Source organism: Streptomyces sp. NPDC102462 (assembly GCF_044765425.1).
Classification (GTDB): Bacteria; Actinomycetota; Actinomycetes; order Streptomycetales; family Streptomycetaceae; genus Streptomyces.
Genome location: NZ_JBIWKB010000020.1, coordinates 129920 through 145482, shown reverse-complemented (window position 1 = coordinate 145482; position 15563 = coordinate 129920). Strand labels below are relative to the sequence as shown.

Annotated in this window: 12 protein-coding genes and 1 riboswitch; of the genes, 7 read left to right on the top strand and 5 right to left on the bottom strand. The window is 72.1% G+C overall.

Going from position 1 to position 15563, the window contains the following annotated elements:
- Nucleotides 1–272: 272 nt before the first annotated feature.
- The 4 genes from ACIRFL_RS19520 to ACIRFL_RS19505 form a co-directional block, all read right to left on the bottom strand.
- Entirely contained in the window at nucleotides 273–1061 is a 789-nt protein-coding gene (locus ACIRFL_RS19520; RefSeq protein WP_404029877.1) for an amino acid ABC transporter ATP-binding protein, read from the bottom strand.
- The gene (locus tag ACIRFL_RS19515; protein ID WP_404029875.1) at nucleotides 1058–2038 is read right to left on the bottom strand and encodes an amino acid ABC transporter permease; all 981 of its coding nucleotides are present in this window, start codon (nucleotides 2036–2038) and stop codon (nucleotides 1058–1060) included. Before ACIRFL_RS19515 ends, ACIRFL_RS19520 begins: the two co-directional genes overlap by 4 nt.
- Before the next feature lie 392 nt (nucleotides 2039–2430).
- Nucleotides 2431–2540, bottom strand: a riboswitch (SAM riboswitch).
- Between the two features lie 76 nt (nucleotides 2541–2616).
- The gene (locus tag ACIRFL_RS19510) at nucleotides 2617–3507 is read right to left on the bottom strand and encodes a glutathione S-transferase C-terminal domain-containing protein (protein ID WP_404029873.1); all 891 of its coding nucleotides are present in this window, start codon (nucleotides 3505–3507) and stop codon (nucleotides 2617–2619) included.
- A 95-nt stretch (nucleotides 3508–3602) separates the two neighbouring features.
- Nucleotides 3603–3722, bottom strand: a complete 120-nt coding sequence (locus ACIRFL_RS19505; RefSeq protein ID WP_404029871.1) for a putative leader peptide — start codon at nucleotides 3720–3722, stop codon at nucleotides 3603–3605.
- A gap of 211 nt (nucleotides 3723–3933) precedes the next feature.
- On the opposite strand from ACIRFL_RS19505, the gene ACIRFL_RS19500 reads away from it, so the two are divergent.
- Entirely contained in the window at nucleotides 3934–4770 is an 837-nt protein-coding gene (locus tag ACIRFL_RS19500; RefSeq protein ID WP_404029869.1) for a hypothetical protein, read from the top strand.
- Nucleotides 4771–4833: 63 nt separating this feature from the next.
- Here the strand turns inward: ACIRFL_RS19500 and ACIRFL_RS19495 are convergent, their stop codons facing one another.
- A complete protein-coding gene (locus ACIRFL_RS19495; protein ID WP_404029868.1) occupies nucleotides 4834–5796 on the bottom strand; it encodes an alpha/beta fold hydrolase in 963 nt (320 codons plus the stop codon).
- Nucleotides 5797–6156: 360 nt separating this feature from the next.
- On the opposite strand from ACIRFL_RS19495, the gene ACIRFL_RS19490 reads away from it, so the two are divergent.
- The 6 genes from ACIRFL_RS19490 to ACIRFL_RS19465 all read left to right on the top strand — a co-directional run bounded on the left by ACIRFL_RS19490 (nucleotide 6157) and on the right by ACIRFL_RS19465 (nucleotide 15561).
- Nucleotides 6157–8016, top strand: coding sequence for an acyl-CoA dehydrogenase (locus ACIRFL_RS19490; RefSeq protein ID WP_404029866.1), 1860 nt, complete (start codon nucleotides 6157–6159; stop codon nucleotides 8014–8016).
- A gap of 486 nt (nucleotides 8017–8502) precedes the next feature.
- A complete protein-coding gene (locus tag ACIRFL_RS19485) occupies nucleotides 8503–9981 on the top strand; it encodes a sugar transferase (RefSeq protein ID WP_404029864.1) in 1479 nt (492 codons plus the stop codon).
- Nucleotides 9982–10063: 82 nt separating this feature from the next.
- Nucleotides 10064–11392, top strand: a complete 1329-nt coding sequence (locus ACIRFL_RS19480; RefSeq protein WP_404029862.1) for a nucleotide sugar dehydrogenase — start codon at nucleotides 10064–10066, stop codon at nucleotides 11390–11392.
- Nucleotides 11382–12647: a glycosyltransferase family 4 protein gene (locus tag ACIRFL_RS19475; protein WP_404029860.1), complete on the top strand. Its 1266-nt coding sequence runs from the start codon at nucleotides 11382–11384 to the stop codon at nucleotides 12645–12647. Before ACIRFL_RS19480 ends, ACIRFL_RS19475 begins: the two co-directional genes overlap by 11 nt.
- Entirely contained in the window at nucleotides 12644–14011 is a 1368-nt protein-coding gene (locus tag ACIRFL_RS19470) for a Wzz/FepE/Etk N-terminal domain-containing protein (protein ID WP_404029858.1), read from the top strand. Before ACIRFL_RS19475 ends, ACIRFL_RS19470 begins: the two co-directional genes overlap by 4 nt.
- Nucleotides 14008–15561, top strand: a complete 1554-nt coding sequence (locus tag ACIRFL_RS19465; RefSeq protein ID WP_404029857.1) for a Wzz/FepE/Etk N-terminal domain-containing protein — start codon at nucleotides 14008–14010, stop codon at nucleotides 15559–15561. The genes ACIRFL_RS19470 and ACIRFL_RS19465 overlap by 4 nt, the downstream gene beginning before the upstream one ends.
- Nucleotides 15562–15563: the final 2 nt, after the last annotated feature.

The window sequence follows — 15563 nt, the reverse complement described above, 5'->3', positions numbered from 1 at the left end:
CAACGTCCTGTGGGCCATGATCCGTGACGGAGCGTGCTATCACGCTTCACCTACCGTCACGGCTGCGGCTTGACAACACGATTGGGATGTCCTTCGTCGCTGGGGGTGAGCTGGTGTGAGCGGGTGCGGGGTCGCTGGGGGTGAGTGGCTGCGAGGGAGCTGAGCGCTCCGCTGGAAATGCCGGGATATGCCGTCGGTCGCCTGCGGCACCGTCGTGGCTGGTCGCGCAGTTCCCCGCGCCCCTTCGGGGCGCTGTCGAACCGCAGCGGACTTCACAGGACCTTGCTCAGGAAGTCCCTGGTCCGCTCGTGCCGGGGGTGGTCGAGCACCGCGGCGGGCGGGCCCTGTTCGACGATCCGTCCGCCGTCGATGAAGACGATCCGGTCGGCGACCTCGCGGGCGAATCCGATCTCGTGGGTGACGATGACGAGGGTGGTGCCGCTGGTCGCGAGGTCCTTGATGACGGACAGCACCTCGCCGACGAGTTCCGGGTCGAGCGCCGAGGTCGGCTCGTCGAACAGGATGATGCCGGGGCGCAGCGCGAGGGCGCGGGCGATCGCGACGCGCTGCTGCTGGCCGCCGGACAGCTGCCGCGGATAGGCGTCCGTCCGGTCGCCGAGGCCGACCCGGGTGAGCAGGTCACGGGCGAGTTCCCGGGCCGCGGGCCGGGTGAGCCGCCCGGTGGCCACGGGGGCGGCGGCCACGTTGTCGAGCGCGGTCAGGTGCGGGAACAGGTTGAAGTTCTGGAAGACGAAGCCGATCCGGCTGCGCTGGGCCAGGATCGCCCGCTCGCTCAGTTCCTTCAGCCGCTTGCCGCTGCGTCTGACCCCGATCGGTTCGCCGCCGACGCTGACGTGTCCGATCTCGGGCCGCTCCAGGTGGTTGATCACCCGCAGCAGCGTGGACTTGCCTGACCCGGACGGGCCGATGACGACGGTGACCTCGCCGGGGCGCACGGTCAGGTCGATGCCGTCGAGGACGCGATGGGCGCCGTACCACTTGTGCACGTTGTGCACCTCCAGGGCGACGGGAGCCTGCTGGGCGGGCGGGCCTGCGGTCATACGGCGGCCTCCCGGCGCAGTCGGGCGCGCAGTGCGACGAGGCCGGAGCGGGCCCGCTGCCAGGGCGTCGGCGGCAGGGTGCGGGTGGCGCCCCGGGCGAAGTACCGCTCGACGTAGAACTGGACGACGGACACGACGCTGGTGAGGATCAGGTACCAGACGGTGGCGACCAGCAGCAGCGGCACGATGTCGCCGGGGTAGGTGCTGCCCATGGTCTGCACCGAGCCGAACAGGTCGAGCAGCGACACGTAGAACACCAGGGACGTGGCCTTGATCAGGCCGATGAGCTGGTTGACGTAGTTCGGGGTGATGGACCTGAGGGCCTGCGGGAACACGATCCGGGTGAACTGGTAGCGCCTCGGCAGGCCGAGCGCTGCGGCGGCCTCGTGCTGGCCCTGGTCGACGGAGAGGATGCCGCCGCGGACCACCTCCGAGGCGTACGCCGCCTCGTTGAGGCCGAGCCCGACCACGGCGACCACCATGTCGGTGGCCAGCCGGGACTCGTCGAAGGTGACGAACGCGGGACCGAAGGGGACGCCGAGGCTCACCGTCCGGTACAGGGCCGAGAAGTTGTAGAGGAAGATCAGTACGACGATGAGCGGCACGGACCGGAACAGCCAGGTGTACGTCCAGCTGACGGCGCGCAGCACGGGGCTCCCGGAGAGCCGGCCGAGGGCCAGCAGGATGCCGCCGAGCAGGCCGAGCACGGCGCTGAGCGCGGTCACTTCGAGGGTGATGAGCAGGCCGTCGAGGATGGTGGGGCGCAGGAACCAGTAGCGGAAGCGGTCCCACTGGTAGAAGGGGTTGGTGGCCAGTCCGTGTGCGATCTGTGCCACGACCACCAGCACGACGGCCGTGACGATCCATCGGCCGGGGCGGCGCAGCGGTACGACTCGCTGGGCGGACAGGGTTTTTGACGGTGTGTCGGCTGGTGGCGGCGCGGTGAGGGACACGGCGCCGCCCGGGGATTCGGACATGGCGGGCTCCGGCGGGGTCGGGGCACCCCCGGGCCGGCGGAGCGACCCGTGTGGCCGCGGCGGCGCTGGGCCGGCCGGCGTCGAGCCGGCGGGGCCAGGGTGCGGCGCGGCGCACGGGAGGGGCACGGGGACCGGGGAGGGGCGGGCAGCGGCACACCGCTCGATCGGTGTGCGTCGGGAACGCGGGGGCCGGAGGTGGCGTCAGCCCCGGCGACGGGCAGGGCCCGAAGCGGTACACAGTGCGCTGTTCACGCGGAGCAGGTCGACCGCCCGGTCGGCGACGAGCAGACCCGCGTACGGATGTACGCGGCTTCGGGTGCGGCCGTCGGCCGTCCCGTCGGCTGCGTACAGGTCCGTCACTCGCGTCACTCGCATTTCCGGCCCCCGCGGGGCCCTCGCGCTTACCGAAGCGTCATCCGGTCCGGTCGTCACCTGGGGCACCCCACCGCGGCGCGAGGGTTGCCGGCCAGCGAGCCAGGGCTTGTCGCTGACACTCATGACCGTGCTGAGCGGTAAGTAAGGCAGTTGGGCCGACGTATGTCAACGCCCGTCCGCTGAATGGACCGGCCCCTGCCCGCTCAGCCGCGCCGGGGTCCCAGGGCGCCGGCCGCATGCCGCGCCCAGTCCAGGATCTGCACGGCCGAGCCGGCCGCCTCCAGGCCCGCGCAGCGGGCGTGATGACGGCGGGCGATGCCGTCCAGGTCGAGGTGCGCGCCGAAGGCGGGCCGCCCCGCCAGGCGCCGGGCGTGCGCCCACAGCGCCGGATGAGCGGCCACGCGGTGCACGGCGGCGGCGTCGAGGTGATGGCGGTGCACGGTGTCGAGTTGCACCAGCGCGACCCACAACTCGACGTCGGCTGCGGTGAGTTTGTCGCCGATCAGGAACTCCCGTCCGGTGAGCCGCCGTTCCAGTCCGGCCAGGGTGCCGAGCAGGACGTCGAGCGCCGCGGCCCGCTCGGTCGCGTCCGCGCCGGCCCGGCCCGCCCGCTGCGCGGCCTCCTCGATGCCCTGCGCGCACAGCCGCTCGATCTCCTCGATCCCGGCCTCGGTGCCGCACGGGTAGAGCCGGTCGCGGCCGTCGCCGAAGCAGCGGTCGAGGTCGCGCAGGATGTCGGGGGCGTGGGTGCTGACGATCCGGCCCGACCAGTCGTCGCTGAGCACCGGCGCGAGCGCCGGTCCCGGGTAGCGGTGCGCGCTCGCCTCGTAGAGCGGGCGCAGCGCCGAGTGGCCGCCGCCGGGACAGTCCGGGACGGCGTCGAGGAGGGTGACAGGACAGATGTCGTCGAGGGCGAGGAGGCTGTGGCCGACGGCTATCCGCAGGCCGTCGGGACAGGCGGTGGTGAGGTGGAGCCGGTAGCGGCGGGGCACGGCGTAGTGGCCGCTGCGCGCGTCCCGGCCGATCCTGCCCCGGAAGCGGGCGGGCCGCTGGGCGGACGGGAGGGCGGCGAGCGGCGTGCGGAACGTGGACATGCGTCTCCCCGGGTGTGGGCGCGCGGCTGTGCGCGGCCGAAGCGTCGTCGGTCGGTGGGTGCGAGGGGCCCCGGTCGGCCGGGAGCGCGGGACGGTCAGCCCGGGAGGCTGATCGCGCTGCAGACCCGCAGCAGGTCGATGTGCCGGCGGGAGGTCAGCAGGGGCAGCGACGGCGCTCGGCGGCCACGGCCGGTGCTCGTCCCACGGCGCCTCATCGTTTCCCTACCTTTTCACTAGGATTCCCTTCTGGAGTGTCGATCCGCGCCCGCGGGCACGTCAAGGGGGCGTCCACCCCTGGGACACCGCCCGCCGCGCGGCACACGGTCCTGTCCCGCCGGTTCACCCGAACGGTCCGGTCACGCTGGTCGGCCGGGCCGCCCGGTGGTGGCGTGGAGGGACGTACCGCGTCGCGAGGAGGCAGCCCCGATGAACCGTCCGTACCGTCACGCGCGTGTCCTCGCCTCGGCCCTGGCCGCCGGATCACTGCTGGCCACGGGCGCCTGCTCGGACGCCGACGGGGCCTTGGACACGGCGCCCGCCTCCCCCGCCGCCGAGCGCTCCCCGCAGGCCGCGGCCGATCCCGGCCGGTCCCCGAGCCCGTCCGCCACCCCCGCGCTCACGAGGGCGGGCGCGAAGGCCGCGCTGATCACCGCGGCCGACCTCGAGGACGACTGGACGCAGGCGAACGACGCCGCCTCCTGGCGGGACAGACTGCTGATGGGCAAGGTCGACGTCGCCGCGTTCCTCAAGGGCAAGGCCGCCGCGGCCGACTGCCAGCGGCTCCTTGACGGCCTGTACTCCGACAGCCTGCTGGGCCGTGCGCCCGGCGCCTCGGCGCTCACCGGGTTCACCGATCCGCGGGCCCGGCTGCTGTACCAGGTCGGCGACTACGGCGAGGCTTCGGTGAAGAAGTCCCTGGACTGGTTCCGGAGCCTGCCGCGCAAGTGCGGCCAGTTCACCGTGACCGGCTCCGACGGCGGCAAGCGGACCGTCCAGGTGGTGTCGGCCACGCTGCCCCCCGCCGGCGACGACCGGGCGGGGGTCACCGTGACGGTGAAGGGCACCGCCAACGGGCAGCCGGTCACCCTCACCACGGACGTCGCCGCGCTCCGGGTGGTCGCCTCCGGGGCCACCGTCATCAACGGCGGCCTCTCGGGCGCCGATCGCACCAGCACCGAGGCGGCCGTGCGGGCGGGTGCGCAGCGGCTGAAGGACGTCCTCGCCGGAAAGACCCCGGCGCCCCACCCCAGCGAGTTCGACTGACGGCGCGCTGCGCGCGGGTGCGTGGGGCCCGTCGGGCGGGACCGGCTCGCCGCACGCTCGTGGTCAATGCGCCCGGCGCCCCTCGGAGCGCAGCCGCTCCCGCCATTCCTCCGGGCTGCGGCTGACCGGCTGCGTCGTGGCGATGAAGTCCTCCAGTACCGCCAGAAAACGGTGCGGATCGGCGCGGAACGGAAAGTGTCCCGAGCCCTCGAAGATCTCCAGACGGCTGCCGGGCATCGCCGCGTGCGCCACGCCGGCTTGCCCGGCGGGCACCACCTGGTCGCGTGAGCCCCAGACCAGCAGGGTCGGCATGCCGGCGGTGAGGTAGCAGCGGTCCAGCATGGACACCACCTGACCACGCCAGTCCACCACCGCGCGCAGCGTGCGGATGAACGCGTCACGGGAGGCCGAGTCGGGCAGCGCGTCCACCACGCGCAGCAGATCCGGCGCGTCCACGCCGAGCCCGGTGTCGAGCAGGCGCAGCAGCCGGACCACGACCGCGGTCTGCGCCCGTACCGTCGGAAGCCGCAACATGGCGAGGCCGAGATGGGCCCCGGGCAGCGAGGCCAGGCGCAACGCCGGGGTGACACCGCGGCCCACCCCGCCGGTGCTCACCAGCGCCAGCCGCTCGGTGCGGCCCGGGAACTGGTACGCGAACTGCATGGCCACACCGCCGCCGAGGGAGTGTCCGACCAGCGTCACCCGGTCGATGTCCAGCACGCCCAGCAGGTCCCGCATGCCGTTGGCGTACGCGGGGACCGAGTAGTCGCCGCGCGGCTTGTCGGAGCAACCGTGGCCGAGCAGGTCCGGGGCGATGACCGTGTGGTGCCGGGCGAGTTCGGGAATCAGCTCGGCCCAGGTGTCGGACGAGTCGCCGATGCCGTGGATCAGCAGCACGGCCGGACCGCTGCCCGCCATGCGGAAGGCCCAACGGTGGCCGTGGACGAACCGGTACTGCCGTGGGACGGGCTCCTGGATCGCGCGCAACCGCGTGGACCCGCCACGCTGCGGGGGGATGCTGGCCACGGTGGCTCCTCTCCAGGGCGAAGCCCCTCGGCGCCGGTTGACGTGCTCGTAACTCATACGCGCTGCTGGAATCTAAATCAACAAGTCGACTTATCGAAGTCGGCTACGTCACAGCGCGATACCACTCGGACGTGAGATACGCCATGACAACAACCGGATAAAGCGGACAGAAGGGGGCCGTGTGGCGGCGGAGTCGATGCCGGGATTACACCCGCACTCGCGCCCTTCACAAGCGCACAAACCCGCCCGATATACCGGTCATCGCGTCCGCGGAGCATCTGTCCGAGGCGGGTCGCGGGGTGGTCCACTGCTGGACACGGATTCCGCCGATCGCCTCCCCCGCCCCGCAAAGGAGAAGTCATGGCGTCTTCCACGGCATGGCATCAGTCATTCGGCGCACTGCTGCACGGGGAAACGTCCGCAGCGGTGAGGGAGGAGGCCACCCGGCTGCTCAGCGATGAGCTTTTCCGTCCGCACACCGGCCTCACCGAAGACGAACAGACCCGATTGACCATACGGCGGCTGCGGCACATCTGCGAAGCCCTGCCGCGGGGAAGCAATCTGGCTCGTGATCCGGAACGCCTGTTCGCGCTGGTCGCGGCCACCGCCGTCGTGGACCCGTCCCTTTCGGTCGCCATGATCATTCATCATGGGCTGTGCCTGTCCTTCCTGGAGGATTTCACCGACCCCGCCGACCGGCTGCGTCCTTTCAAAGAGGCACTGGTCTCGGGGCAAGCAGTCGGTTCCTTCCTCATCACCGAGATCGGACGCGGCAACAGCCAGCTCGAAGTGCGGACCGAAGCCGTCTACGACAGCGAGACGGACGGATTCATCCTCCACACCCCCGATCCCGGCGCCCAGAAATTCATGGGCAACGTCGGCCTCGGCGGTGTGCCCAGAATCGCCGTGGTCACGGCGCGACTGATCGTGGCGGGAAAGGACCGAGGGGCCTTCCCGTTCGTGATCCGACTCGCCGACGGCCAAGGCCCGACTCCCGGCGTGCACACCACCATCACGCGATCCGGGGTCGTACCGATGGACTATTCCCTGACCCGGTTCGACCGGGTCTGGCTGCCGCGCGCCAACTGGCTCAGTGACGACGCGTCGATCGACGACGCGGGAAACTTCAGCGATCCGGTGGAAAACCGTGACAAGCGGCTGCTGCGATCCGTTTCCACCGTCCAGAACGTGTGGGCGGGCATGTCCGGCGCGCTGGCCGCCGTGAGCACGGTCGCGGCGGCTTCCGCCCTGCACTTCTCCACGCGGCGCCGTACCACCGCCCGCATCGGCACCGCACTCCCGGTCCTGGAGTACACGACCCAGCATCGCCCGCTCTTCGGCTGCCTGGCCGACGCCATGGCCATCTCATGCCTGGCCAGCGCCGCCCGCTCGGCACGCATCGAGCTGATCGCGGCATGGCGGCGCGGCGAGCGCGCTTCGGCACCCCGCATCGGCACGATGACATGGGCTCCGTGGGCGCCCGTCAACAGCGAACTGGCGATGGCCAAGGTCATGGCCGCCTGGACCACCGAGCGCGTGACGGCCGAATGCAGGTTGCGCTGCGGCGTGCTGGGAGCACTGGCCTCCAGTCGATACCTGGACTATCAGGGCCTGGGCCACATGCTCAACGCCGGAGGCGGCGACAACCTCCTCATCGTCCTGGACACCGCACGAGACCTGGTGACCCGGGCCGTCGAGCTTCCCGGCCCCGATCCGTCCCTGCACACACGGGAGATGGCCCTGACGGACAAGGCACTCTGGCGTGAGCTGAACCGCCGCAGGGTCTGCTTCCTCGCCCGGCGCACAGCCGAGGCCGTGGCGCAGGCCCCGGCGGCCGAGGACTCCTTCGACGCCTGGAACCCGCACCTCATGAAGGCACGCGAACTCGGCGAGGCATACGGCCACGGTCTCGTCCTGGACCGCACTCTCACGGCGGTCGACGGCCTCCCCGAGGGCGAGGCCGCCCAGGTCGCCGACAGGCTCTGCGCGATCCACGCCCTGCAACAACTGGCGAAGGACGCCGCCTGGTACCTGTGCGAGGGCCTGCTCAGCGCCGAACAGGTCCAGCGGATCGACCCGGCCCTCGATGAACTGACCCGGTCCCTCATCCCGTACACCGCGGATCTCGTGGAGGCGTTCGCCGCGGACGGATTCCTCGCGCACTCCCCGCTCCTGGCAGACGACTATGTCCAGGCGGTCGGTGCGACCGGGATCGGCTGACGCGCGGCACGTGCGTGGGTGGGCGGAGCAACTGGCTCTGCCCACAGTCGTGTTGGGGCACTCGTCCGCGCTGCCGGAGCCCTGGGAAGGCCCCTTGCGACACCCGTCTCAAAGCTTGCGCACAAATTCCACACATCCTCTCTCCATACCGGCACCGATGGTCTAGATTGACCGTGCTTCAGCTGTTCGGACACGAGCCGACCGTTAATGATCTATAGGTCCGGTGCTGCGGAACACCAGCGCATTTAAGGGGTGCGGGACCTGCAAGTCCGCTGCCGTCAGGGTGGGTTGTTCACCCGTCTCGGACATAGCCGGGATGCCATGCGCGGGGGCGGGGGCCTCCGGGGGGAGGGAACAGCGCGGCGCGGGAGGTGGGGGCCTCCCGGGGGGAAGGAACAGCGCGGCACGGGGGGCGGGGGCCTTCCGCGCGAAGGATCAGTGTGAGGCGAACACGTCGGACCACTGCGACCGGACCTGGGGGGTTCTGTGCGGCAAGGGGGATTGGTCAGCCCGTTTCCGTCGGCACACGGGCATCTGGCGAACGGGGACATCAGCCGGCCCGCGATCGACTGGGAGCAGCGGTACCGCCGTACCGTGATCATCAGCGACACCGTGGCCACCGCCTGCGTGGTGACGGCGATCGGCAACTTCTTCGGGGCCCGGGACGCGGCCAACTGGCACGAGAAGTGGGGGATTCTCGCATTCGGCACCGAGCTGCTGGTGCTGGGGGCGCTCGCGGTGAGCCGGTCGTGGGCCCCGGCCGTGCTCGGCCAGGGCGCCGAGGAATTCCGCCGGCTCGGACGCTCACTGTTCGCGGCGACCGTCGTGCTGGCGCTCGGCGGGATCGCCCTGACCTCGCGCAACATCAAGCTCTGGATCTTCGTCGCGATCCCCGCGATCGCGCTCATCTCCATGACCGCGCGGTATGTGCTGCGCCTGTGGCTGCACAGACAGCGCAAGGAAGGGCGGTGCCTGCGGCCGGTGCTCGCCGCCGGGAGCACCGCCACCGTGCGCGACCTGATCACCCGGACCCGTAAGTTCCCGCACCTCGGCTGGCGGGTGGATGCGGTGTGCACGACGGGCGGTGCCGGGCTCGACGGTGACCAACTGGACGGAGTGCCGGTCGTCGGCCGGCTGGCGGACGTCGCGGGCCACGTCCGCCGCGACGGCTACCGGGTCGTCGCGGTCACACCGGACCCGCACTGGTCACCGGACCGGCTGCAGCGGCTGGCCTGGAACCTCGAAGGCAGCGACGCGGAGATGATCGTGGCCCCCGTGCTGATGGAGGTGGCCGGCCCGCGGCTGCACGTCGACGCGGTGCTCGGGATCCCGCTGCTGCGGGTCAGCATGCCGGCCTTCACCGGGGGCCGCCGGGCGGTCAAGGAGGTCGTCGACCGGCTGGGCGCGGCGCTCCTGCTGGTGCTGTTCGCGCCGCTGATGGTGTTCGTCGGGCTGCTCGTGCTGGTGGACAGCCGGGGCGGGGCGTTCTACCGCCAGCGCAGGGTCGGCAAGGACGGCCGCGAGTTCACCATGTTCAAGTTCCGCACCATGGTGGCCGGGGCGCACGGGGCACGTGCCGAACTGGCCGCCCGCAACGAGGGGGCCGGCCTGCTGTTCAAGCTCCGCCGGGATCCGCGGGTGACCCGGGTGGGAACCGTGCTGCGCCGGTACTCGATCGACGAACTCCCGCAGCTTTTCAATGTGCTCACCGGATCGATGTCGCTCGTCGGTCCGCGGCCTCCGCTGCCGGAGGAGTCCGCCGCGTACGGCCCGGACATCCGGCGGCGGCTGCTGGTCAAGCCCGGACTCACCGGCCTGTGGCAGATCAGCGGACGCAGCGACCTGTCGTGGGAGGAGGCGGTCCGGCTGGACCTGCGGTACGTGGAGGACTGGTCGCTCGCCCTGGACACGGTGATCTTGTGGAAGACGCTGCGTGCGGTGCTCCACGGACAGGGGGCCTACTGATGCGCGGGGGCCGGGGATTCAACGGCCTGGCCGGCGCACGGACCGCAGGCCGCAGGGGCCTGCCCGGGGGGAGGAACGAGTCATGAGAGTCAGCGTGTTCGGGCTCGGCTACGTGGGCTGTGTGTCGGCCGCGTGCCTGGCCGACATGGGTCACGAGGTCATCGGGGTGGACGTGAACCAGGTGAAGGTCGACCTGGTCAACGAGGGCAAGGCCCCGGTGGTCGAGGAGCGGATCGGCGAGCTGATCGCCGAGGTCGTGCGGACCGGAGCGTTACGCGCCACCGGCGACGTCGGCGAGGCGATCAGGGACAGCGAGGTGTCGCTGGTCTGCGTGGGCACGCCGTCCGAGCCCAACGGCAGCCTGTGCACCACGTACTTGGAGCGGGTCACCGAGCAGATCGGTGCCGCACTGGCCGATCGCGGCGGGCGCGGCGGGCGGCACACCGTCGTGTTCCGCAGCACCATGCTCCCGGGCACCTGCCTGAACCTGCTGGTACCGATCCTGGAGAAGTACGTCGGCGGCACGGCCGGCGCGGACATCGGGGTCGCGGTCAACCCGGAGTTCCTGCGCGAGGGCACGAGCGTACGGGACTTCTTCGACCCGCCCAAGACCGTCATCGGCGAACTCGACGCGGCAAGCGGCGACGCGGTGGCGGCGCTGTACGACGGTCTGCCCGGCGAGATGTTCCGGGTGCCCGTCCCGACGGCCGAGGCGATCAAATACGCGGACAACGCGTTCCACGGCCTCAAGATCGGCTTCGCGAACGAACTGGGCGCGGTGTGCCAGGCGCTCGGGGTGGACTCGCACCAGGTGATGGACGTGTTCCTCGCCGACCGCAAGCTGAACATCTCCCCCGCCTACCTGCGGCCCGGCTTCGCCTTCGGCGGCTCCTGCCTGCCCAAGGACCTGCGCAGCCTGGTCCACGCTGCGCAGCGGGCCGACGTCTCGGTGCCCATCCTCGCCCATGTGCTGCCCTCCAACTCCGACCATCTGCAGCGCGCGGTGGAACTGGTCGAGCGCACCGGCAAGCGCCGGGCGGGCCTGTTCGGGCTGTCCTTCAAACCCGGCACCGACGACCTCCGCGAGAGCCCGCTCGTCGAGCTGGCGGAAAGACTCTTCGGCAAGGGGTACGACCTGAGGATCTACGACGCCAACGTGAGCCTGTCCCGGCTGCTCGGCGCGAACCGCGAGTACATCGAGACCCGGCTGCCGCACCTCGCGCAACTCCTCGCGGACTCCGTCGACGAGGTGCTTGAGCACGCCGAGGTGTGCCTCGTCGGAACCAGGGATCCGGACGTGCTGTCGGCGCTGCCCCATGGCGGCGACGGCCCGGTGATCGTCGACCTCATCCGCCTTCCCGACGCCGAAGCGCGTCAGGCCGAACCGGGGTACATGGGCCTTGCTTGGTGACACGTCGAGCGGCGACCGGCCGGGCCGGCGCGCGCTGATCCTCGTGGAGAACCTGTCGGTGCCGTTCGACCGGCGGGTGTGGCAGGAGTGCACGACGCTGCGCGACGCGGGCTGGACGGTGCACGTCATCTGTCCCCGGGGCAGCAAGCGGGACACGGAGGCGGAGGCGGAGATCGACGGGGTGCGGATCCACCGCTACCCGTTGCGCGCGGCCACCGGAGGGCCGGCCGGCTATCTGCGGGAGTACGGATCGGCGCTCTGGCACACCCTCCGGCTGGCCCGGAAGGTCGGCCCGGTCGACGTGGTGCACGCCTGCAACCCGCCCGACCTGCTGTTCCTGCCGGCCCTGTGGCTGAAGCGGCGCGGCGCCCGGTTCGTCTTCGACCAGCACGACCTGGTGCCCGAGCTGTACCTGTCCCGGTTCGGCCGCGGCGAGGACCTGCTCTACCGGGCCGTGTGCGCGCTGGAACGGCTGACCTACCGGGCCGCGGACGTCGTGCTCGCCACGAACGAGAGCTACCGGGATGTCGCGGTGCGCCGCGGCGGCCGGCGGCCCGCGGACGTTTTCGTGGTGCGCAGCGCGCCCGACATCGCCCGGTTCCACCCCGTGCCGCCCGAGCCGGAGCTGAAGCGCGGCAAGCCCCATCTGCTGTGCTACCTCGGCGTCATGGGCCCGCAGGACGGCGTCGACTACGCCCTGCGGGCCCTCGCGAAGCTGCGCGACGACCTCGGGCGGACCGACTGGCATGCGGTGTTCATCGGCGCCGGCGACACCTTCGACGCGATGGTGGAGCTGTCCGGGCGGCTCGGGCTCGTCGACCAGGTGCAGTTCACCGGGCGCATTCCCGACGCCGACCTGGTGCGCTACCTGTCCACCGCGGACGTGTGCCTCTCCCCCGACCCGTGCAATCCGCTCAACGACGTGTCGACAATGAACAAGGTCCTGGAGTACATGGTGATGGGCCGGCCGGTCGTCTCCTTCGATCTGAGGGAGGCGCGCGTCTCCGCCGGTGACGCCGCCGTCTACGCACCCGCCGACGACGAGGCCGAGTTCGCACGGCTCATCGCGCTGCTGCTGGACGATCCGGAGAAGCGGGACCTGATGGGCAAGATCGGCCAGGAGCGGATCAGCGGGCCGCTGTCCTGGCGGAACTCACAGGCGTCACTGCTCGCCGCCTACGCCGCCGCCTGCCGTGACCGCGCCACGGCGCCGGCGGGCGAGACGGACCGGGCAGGGCGGAGGCCGCGCCGTTGAGCGACGACACGATACGCCTGGTGACGATCGGGCGGATGATCCGTCGGCGCCGGCGGCTCCTCACCATCCTCACCCTGCTCGGCGCGCTCGTCGGCTACGGCACCTCCGTGCTGGTTCCGCCGCGCTACACCACGTCGGCGTCGGTACTGCTGCCGGGGGCGTGGGAGGAGCGCGAGCTGCTGACCCAGACGGAGATCGCGACCAGTTCGGCCGTGGCCGACCGCGCGGCCGCCGCGCTCCACTGGCCCGGGGTCAGCGGCCGCGACCTGCGGGACCGGGTCGGTGCCAAGGCCGCCGACGGGAACATCATCACGATCTCGGGCACCGCCGGCACCCCGGAGCGCGCACAGCGACTCGCGGACGAGGTGGCCCGGCAGTTCGTCACATTCGCCGCGCGGATCGTGGACGACGACACCGACCCCGAGGCGGCGGCACAGCTGACGGCACTGCAGCAGATGGTGGTGCGGACCAGCCGCCGTATCACCGAGCTGGCCGACGCGACCGATCCGGGGCGGACCGTGGAGAGCGTGCAGACCCGCACTGAACTCGCGAAGCTGCGCACCTCGCTGCAGGAGGCCGTCAACAAGCTGGACCAGGCCGGCCCGGCCGCCGACAAGGCCCACATGGTCGTCATGGGTCCCGCGGCCCGGCCGGCCGGCGAGGCACCGCCGACGAGGATCCAGCTCATCGCCGCCGGGGCGCTGCTGTTCTTCCTGCTCGCGGTCGTCGGCCAGCTGGCCGCCGCGCGGATGAGTCGCCGGCTGCGCACCCCGCCGGAGATCGCCGCGGCGCTGGGCTCGGCGCTGCTGGGCACCGTCGACGTACCCGACGAACGCCCCGGGCGCCGGGCGGAAGGCCGTGGCCCGCGGGCCCGGCTCCGCCGGCTGCTGGGCGCCGACATCCGGTGGGACGTACCGACCCCGCCGGCCTCAGGCGACGAGGCCGGCCGGCAGATCCGCTACCGGCGGGTGTGCGCCCGCCTGAGGGACCGGCTGCCGGCCCCCCGGCGGCTGCTGGTCGTCGTCCCGGACGGCGACGAGATCGCCCGCCGGGCCGCCGGGCGGCTCGCCGCCGAGGCCGGGAGCGATCCGCTGCTGCGGGTGGTGGGGGTCTGCGTGTCCCAGCCGATGGTGGCGGACCGCGACGACGAGTCCGGTGCCCTGGTCGTGCTCAGCGCGGGCAACTGGACCGCGGCGGAACTCGCCGGCATCGCCGAGGCGTGTGCGGACGCCAAGCACGAGGTCGTCGGCATCGTCCTGGCCGGCCCGGTCCTGGCCCGTGCGACGCGGTCCGTCGGCCGTCCCCGGCACACCGCCGCGCCGGTGCTCGCGGTGGGCGACGACGCGAAGGGAAGTCCAGGGTGACGACGAGTACGACGTCGCAGTCGTCCACCGCCGCTCCGCTGCTCGACCTGCAGGCGCTGGTGGTGGCGGTGCGCAGGCGGCGCCGCCTGTGGTGCTCCATGGCGCTGCTGGGGCTGCTCGTCGGCGCCGCCTTGGCGGCCCTGCGGCCGCCACCGCCGACCGCGGTGACCAAGGTGCTGGTCGCGCACCAGGAGGACCAGCCCAACGATCCGGGAACGCTGATCCGCACCGATGTCGCGCTGCTGCACACCACGCGGATCGCCGGTGACGCCCTGCGGTTGCTCGACTCCCCGGAAAAACCGGAGGACTTCATGCGGGACTACGGGGGGACCGGCTTGACCAACAACCTGCTGCAGATCACTGTGACCGGTGCCAGCGGCACGGAAGCGATGACCCGTGCCAAGGCGCTGGCCGACGCGTTCGTCGCGGACCATGTGCGGCGGATACGGGAAGCCGCGAACGCCGAGGCCAAGGCCCTGCTCGACCAGCGCGACCGGATGCAGGGCGAACTCGACCAGGTCAACAAGGCGATCGGAGAGGGATCACCGCAGAGCGGGCCACAGGCGTCGGCGCACATGGAGTCGCTGTTCGCCCGCCGGGCCGAACTCACCTCGCGGATCGCCGATTTCGGCCAGCGCGCAGCGGAGGCACGCGTCGGCACGCCCCGGCTCGTCGCCGGCACACAGATCGTGGACGCGCCGCGCACCGTGCGGCACTCCCTGCCCAGGACCGCTGCCACGAACGCCGCGATCGGACTCGTCCTCGGGCTGGTCCTCGGGCTGGCGGTGGCCGCGGTCGGCACGGTGGTGGCGGACCGCCCCGTGCTGCGCCGGGACATCGCGGCGAACCTCGGCGCCTCGGTCATCGCGGAACTGCCCCGCGGGCCGGGCAGGCTGGGGCGGCGCCGACGGACCCGGGTGGCACGCGAACGGCTCACCGCGTTGCTGGCCCGCACCGCGCGCGGCTCCGCGGAACCGGTGTCGCTGCTGGAGCTGGGCTGTGCGCGCGGCACGAGCGTGATCGCCCTGGACCTCGGCAGGGCACTGGCTGCGGACGGGCCGGTGGTCGTCATCGACGCCCTGCCCGGCCTGCAACTCGCGGGCCGCCGCCCGAGGCCGGGAGACCCCACCGTGGTCAGCGGCGAGCGTGCCGCTGCCGTGCCGCGCCAGGAGCGCCGGCTCGGCGTCGGCTCGGTGGCGCCCGGCACGGCGTGGACCGACCTTCAGTACCTCGGCACGCAGACCGTGCTCGTCGTGCGTGCCGGGCACGGCAGCGCCGCATGGCTGCACACCGTGGCGCGGCAGCTCGCGGACCAGCGCATCGCGGTGATCGGTGTGGTGCTGATCGACCCCGACCCGCGTGACCGGACCGACGGCACGCTGTGGGACGGGCTGCACACCGCGCTGCGCGGCCAGAGCGAGCGGACGGGCCGGCACAACGGTGGGGGTACCTCCCACGCCGTTCAGGCAGTGGGCGAGGGCCGGCGGCAGACGGAGCGGCTGCCGACATGGGCGGCGCGGGTTCCGGACGGCGACCAGGAGGCGCGGTAGGA

Excerpts from the sequence above, each read along its gene's own strand:
- ACIRFL_RS19520 (WP_404029877.1), bottom strand. The coding sequence starts at position 1,061 with ATGACCGCAGGCCCGCCCGCCCAGCAGGCTCCCGTCGCCCTGGAGGTG.
- ACIRFL_RS19515 (WP_404029875.1), bottom strand. The coding sequence starts at position 2,038 with ATGTCCGAATCCCCGGGCGGCGCCGTGTCCCTCACCGCGCCGCCACCA.
- ACIRFL_RS19505 (WP_404029871.1), bottom strand. The coding sequence starts at position 3,722 with ATGAGGCGCCGTGGGACGAGCACCGGCCGTGGCCGCCGAGCGCCGTCG.
- ACIRFL_RS19510 (WP_404029873.1), bottom strand. The coding sequence starts at position 3,507 with ATGTCCACGTTCCGCACGCCGCTCGCCGCCCTCCCGTCCGCCCAGCGG.
- ACIRFL_RS19490 (WP_404029866.1), top strand. The coding sequence starts at position 6,157 with ATGGCGTCTTCCACGGCATGGCATCAGTCATTCGGCGCACTGCTGCAC.
- ACIRFL_RS19500 (WP_404029869.1), top strand. The coding sequence starts at position 3,934 with ATGAACCGTCCGTACCGTCACGCGCGTGTCCTCGCCTCGGCCCTGGCC.
- ACIRFL_RS19480 (WP_404029862.1), top strand. The coding sequence starts at position 10,064 with ATGAGAGTCAGCGTGTTCGGGCTCGGCTACGTGGGCTGTGTGTCGGCC.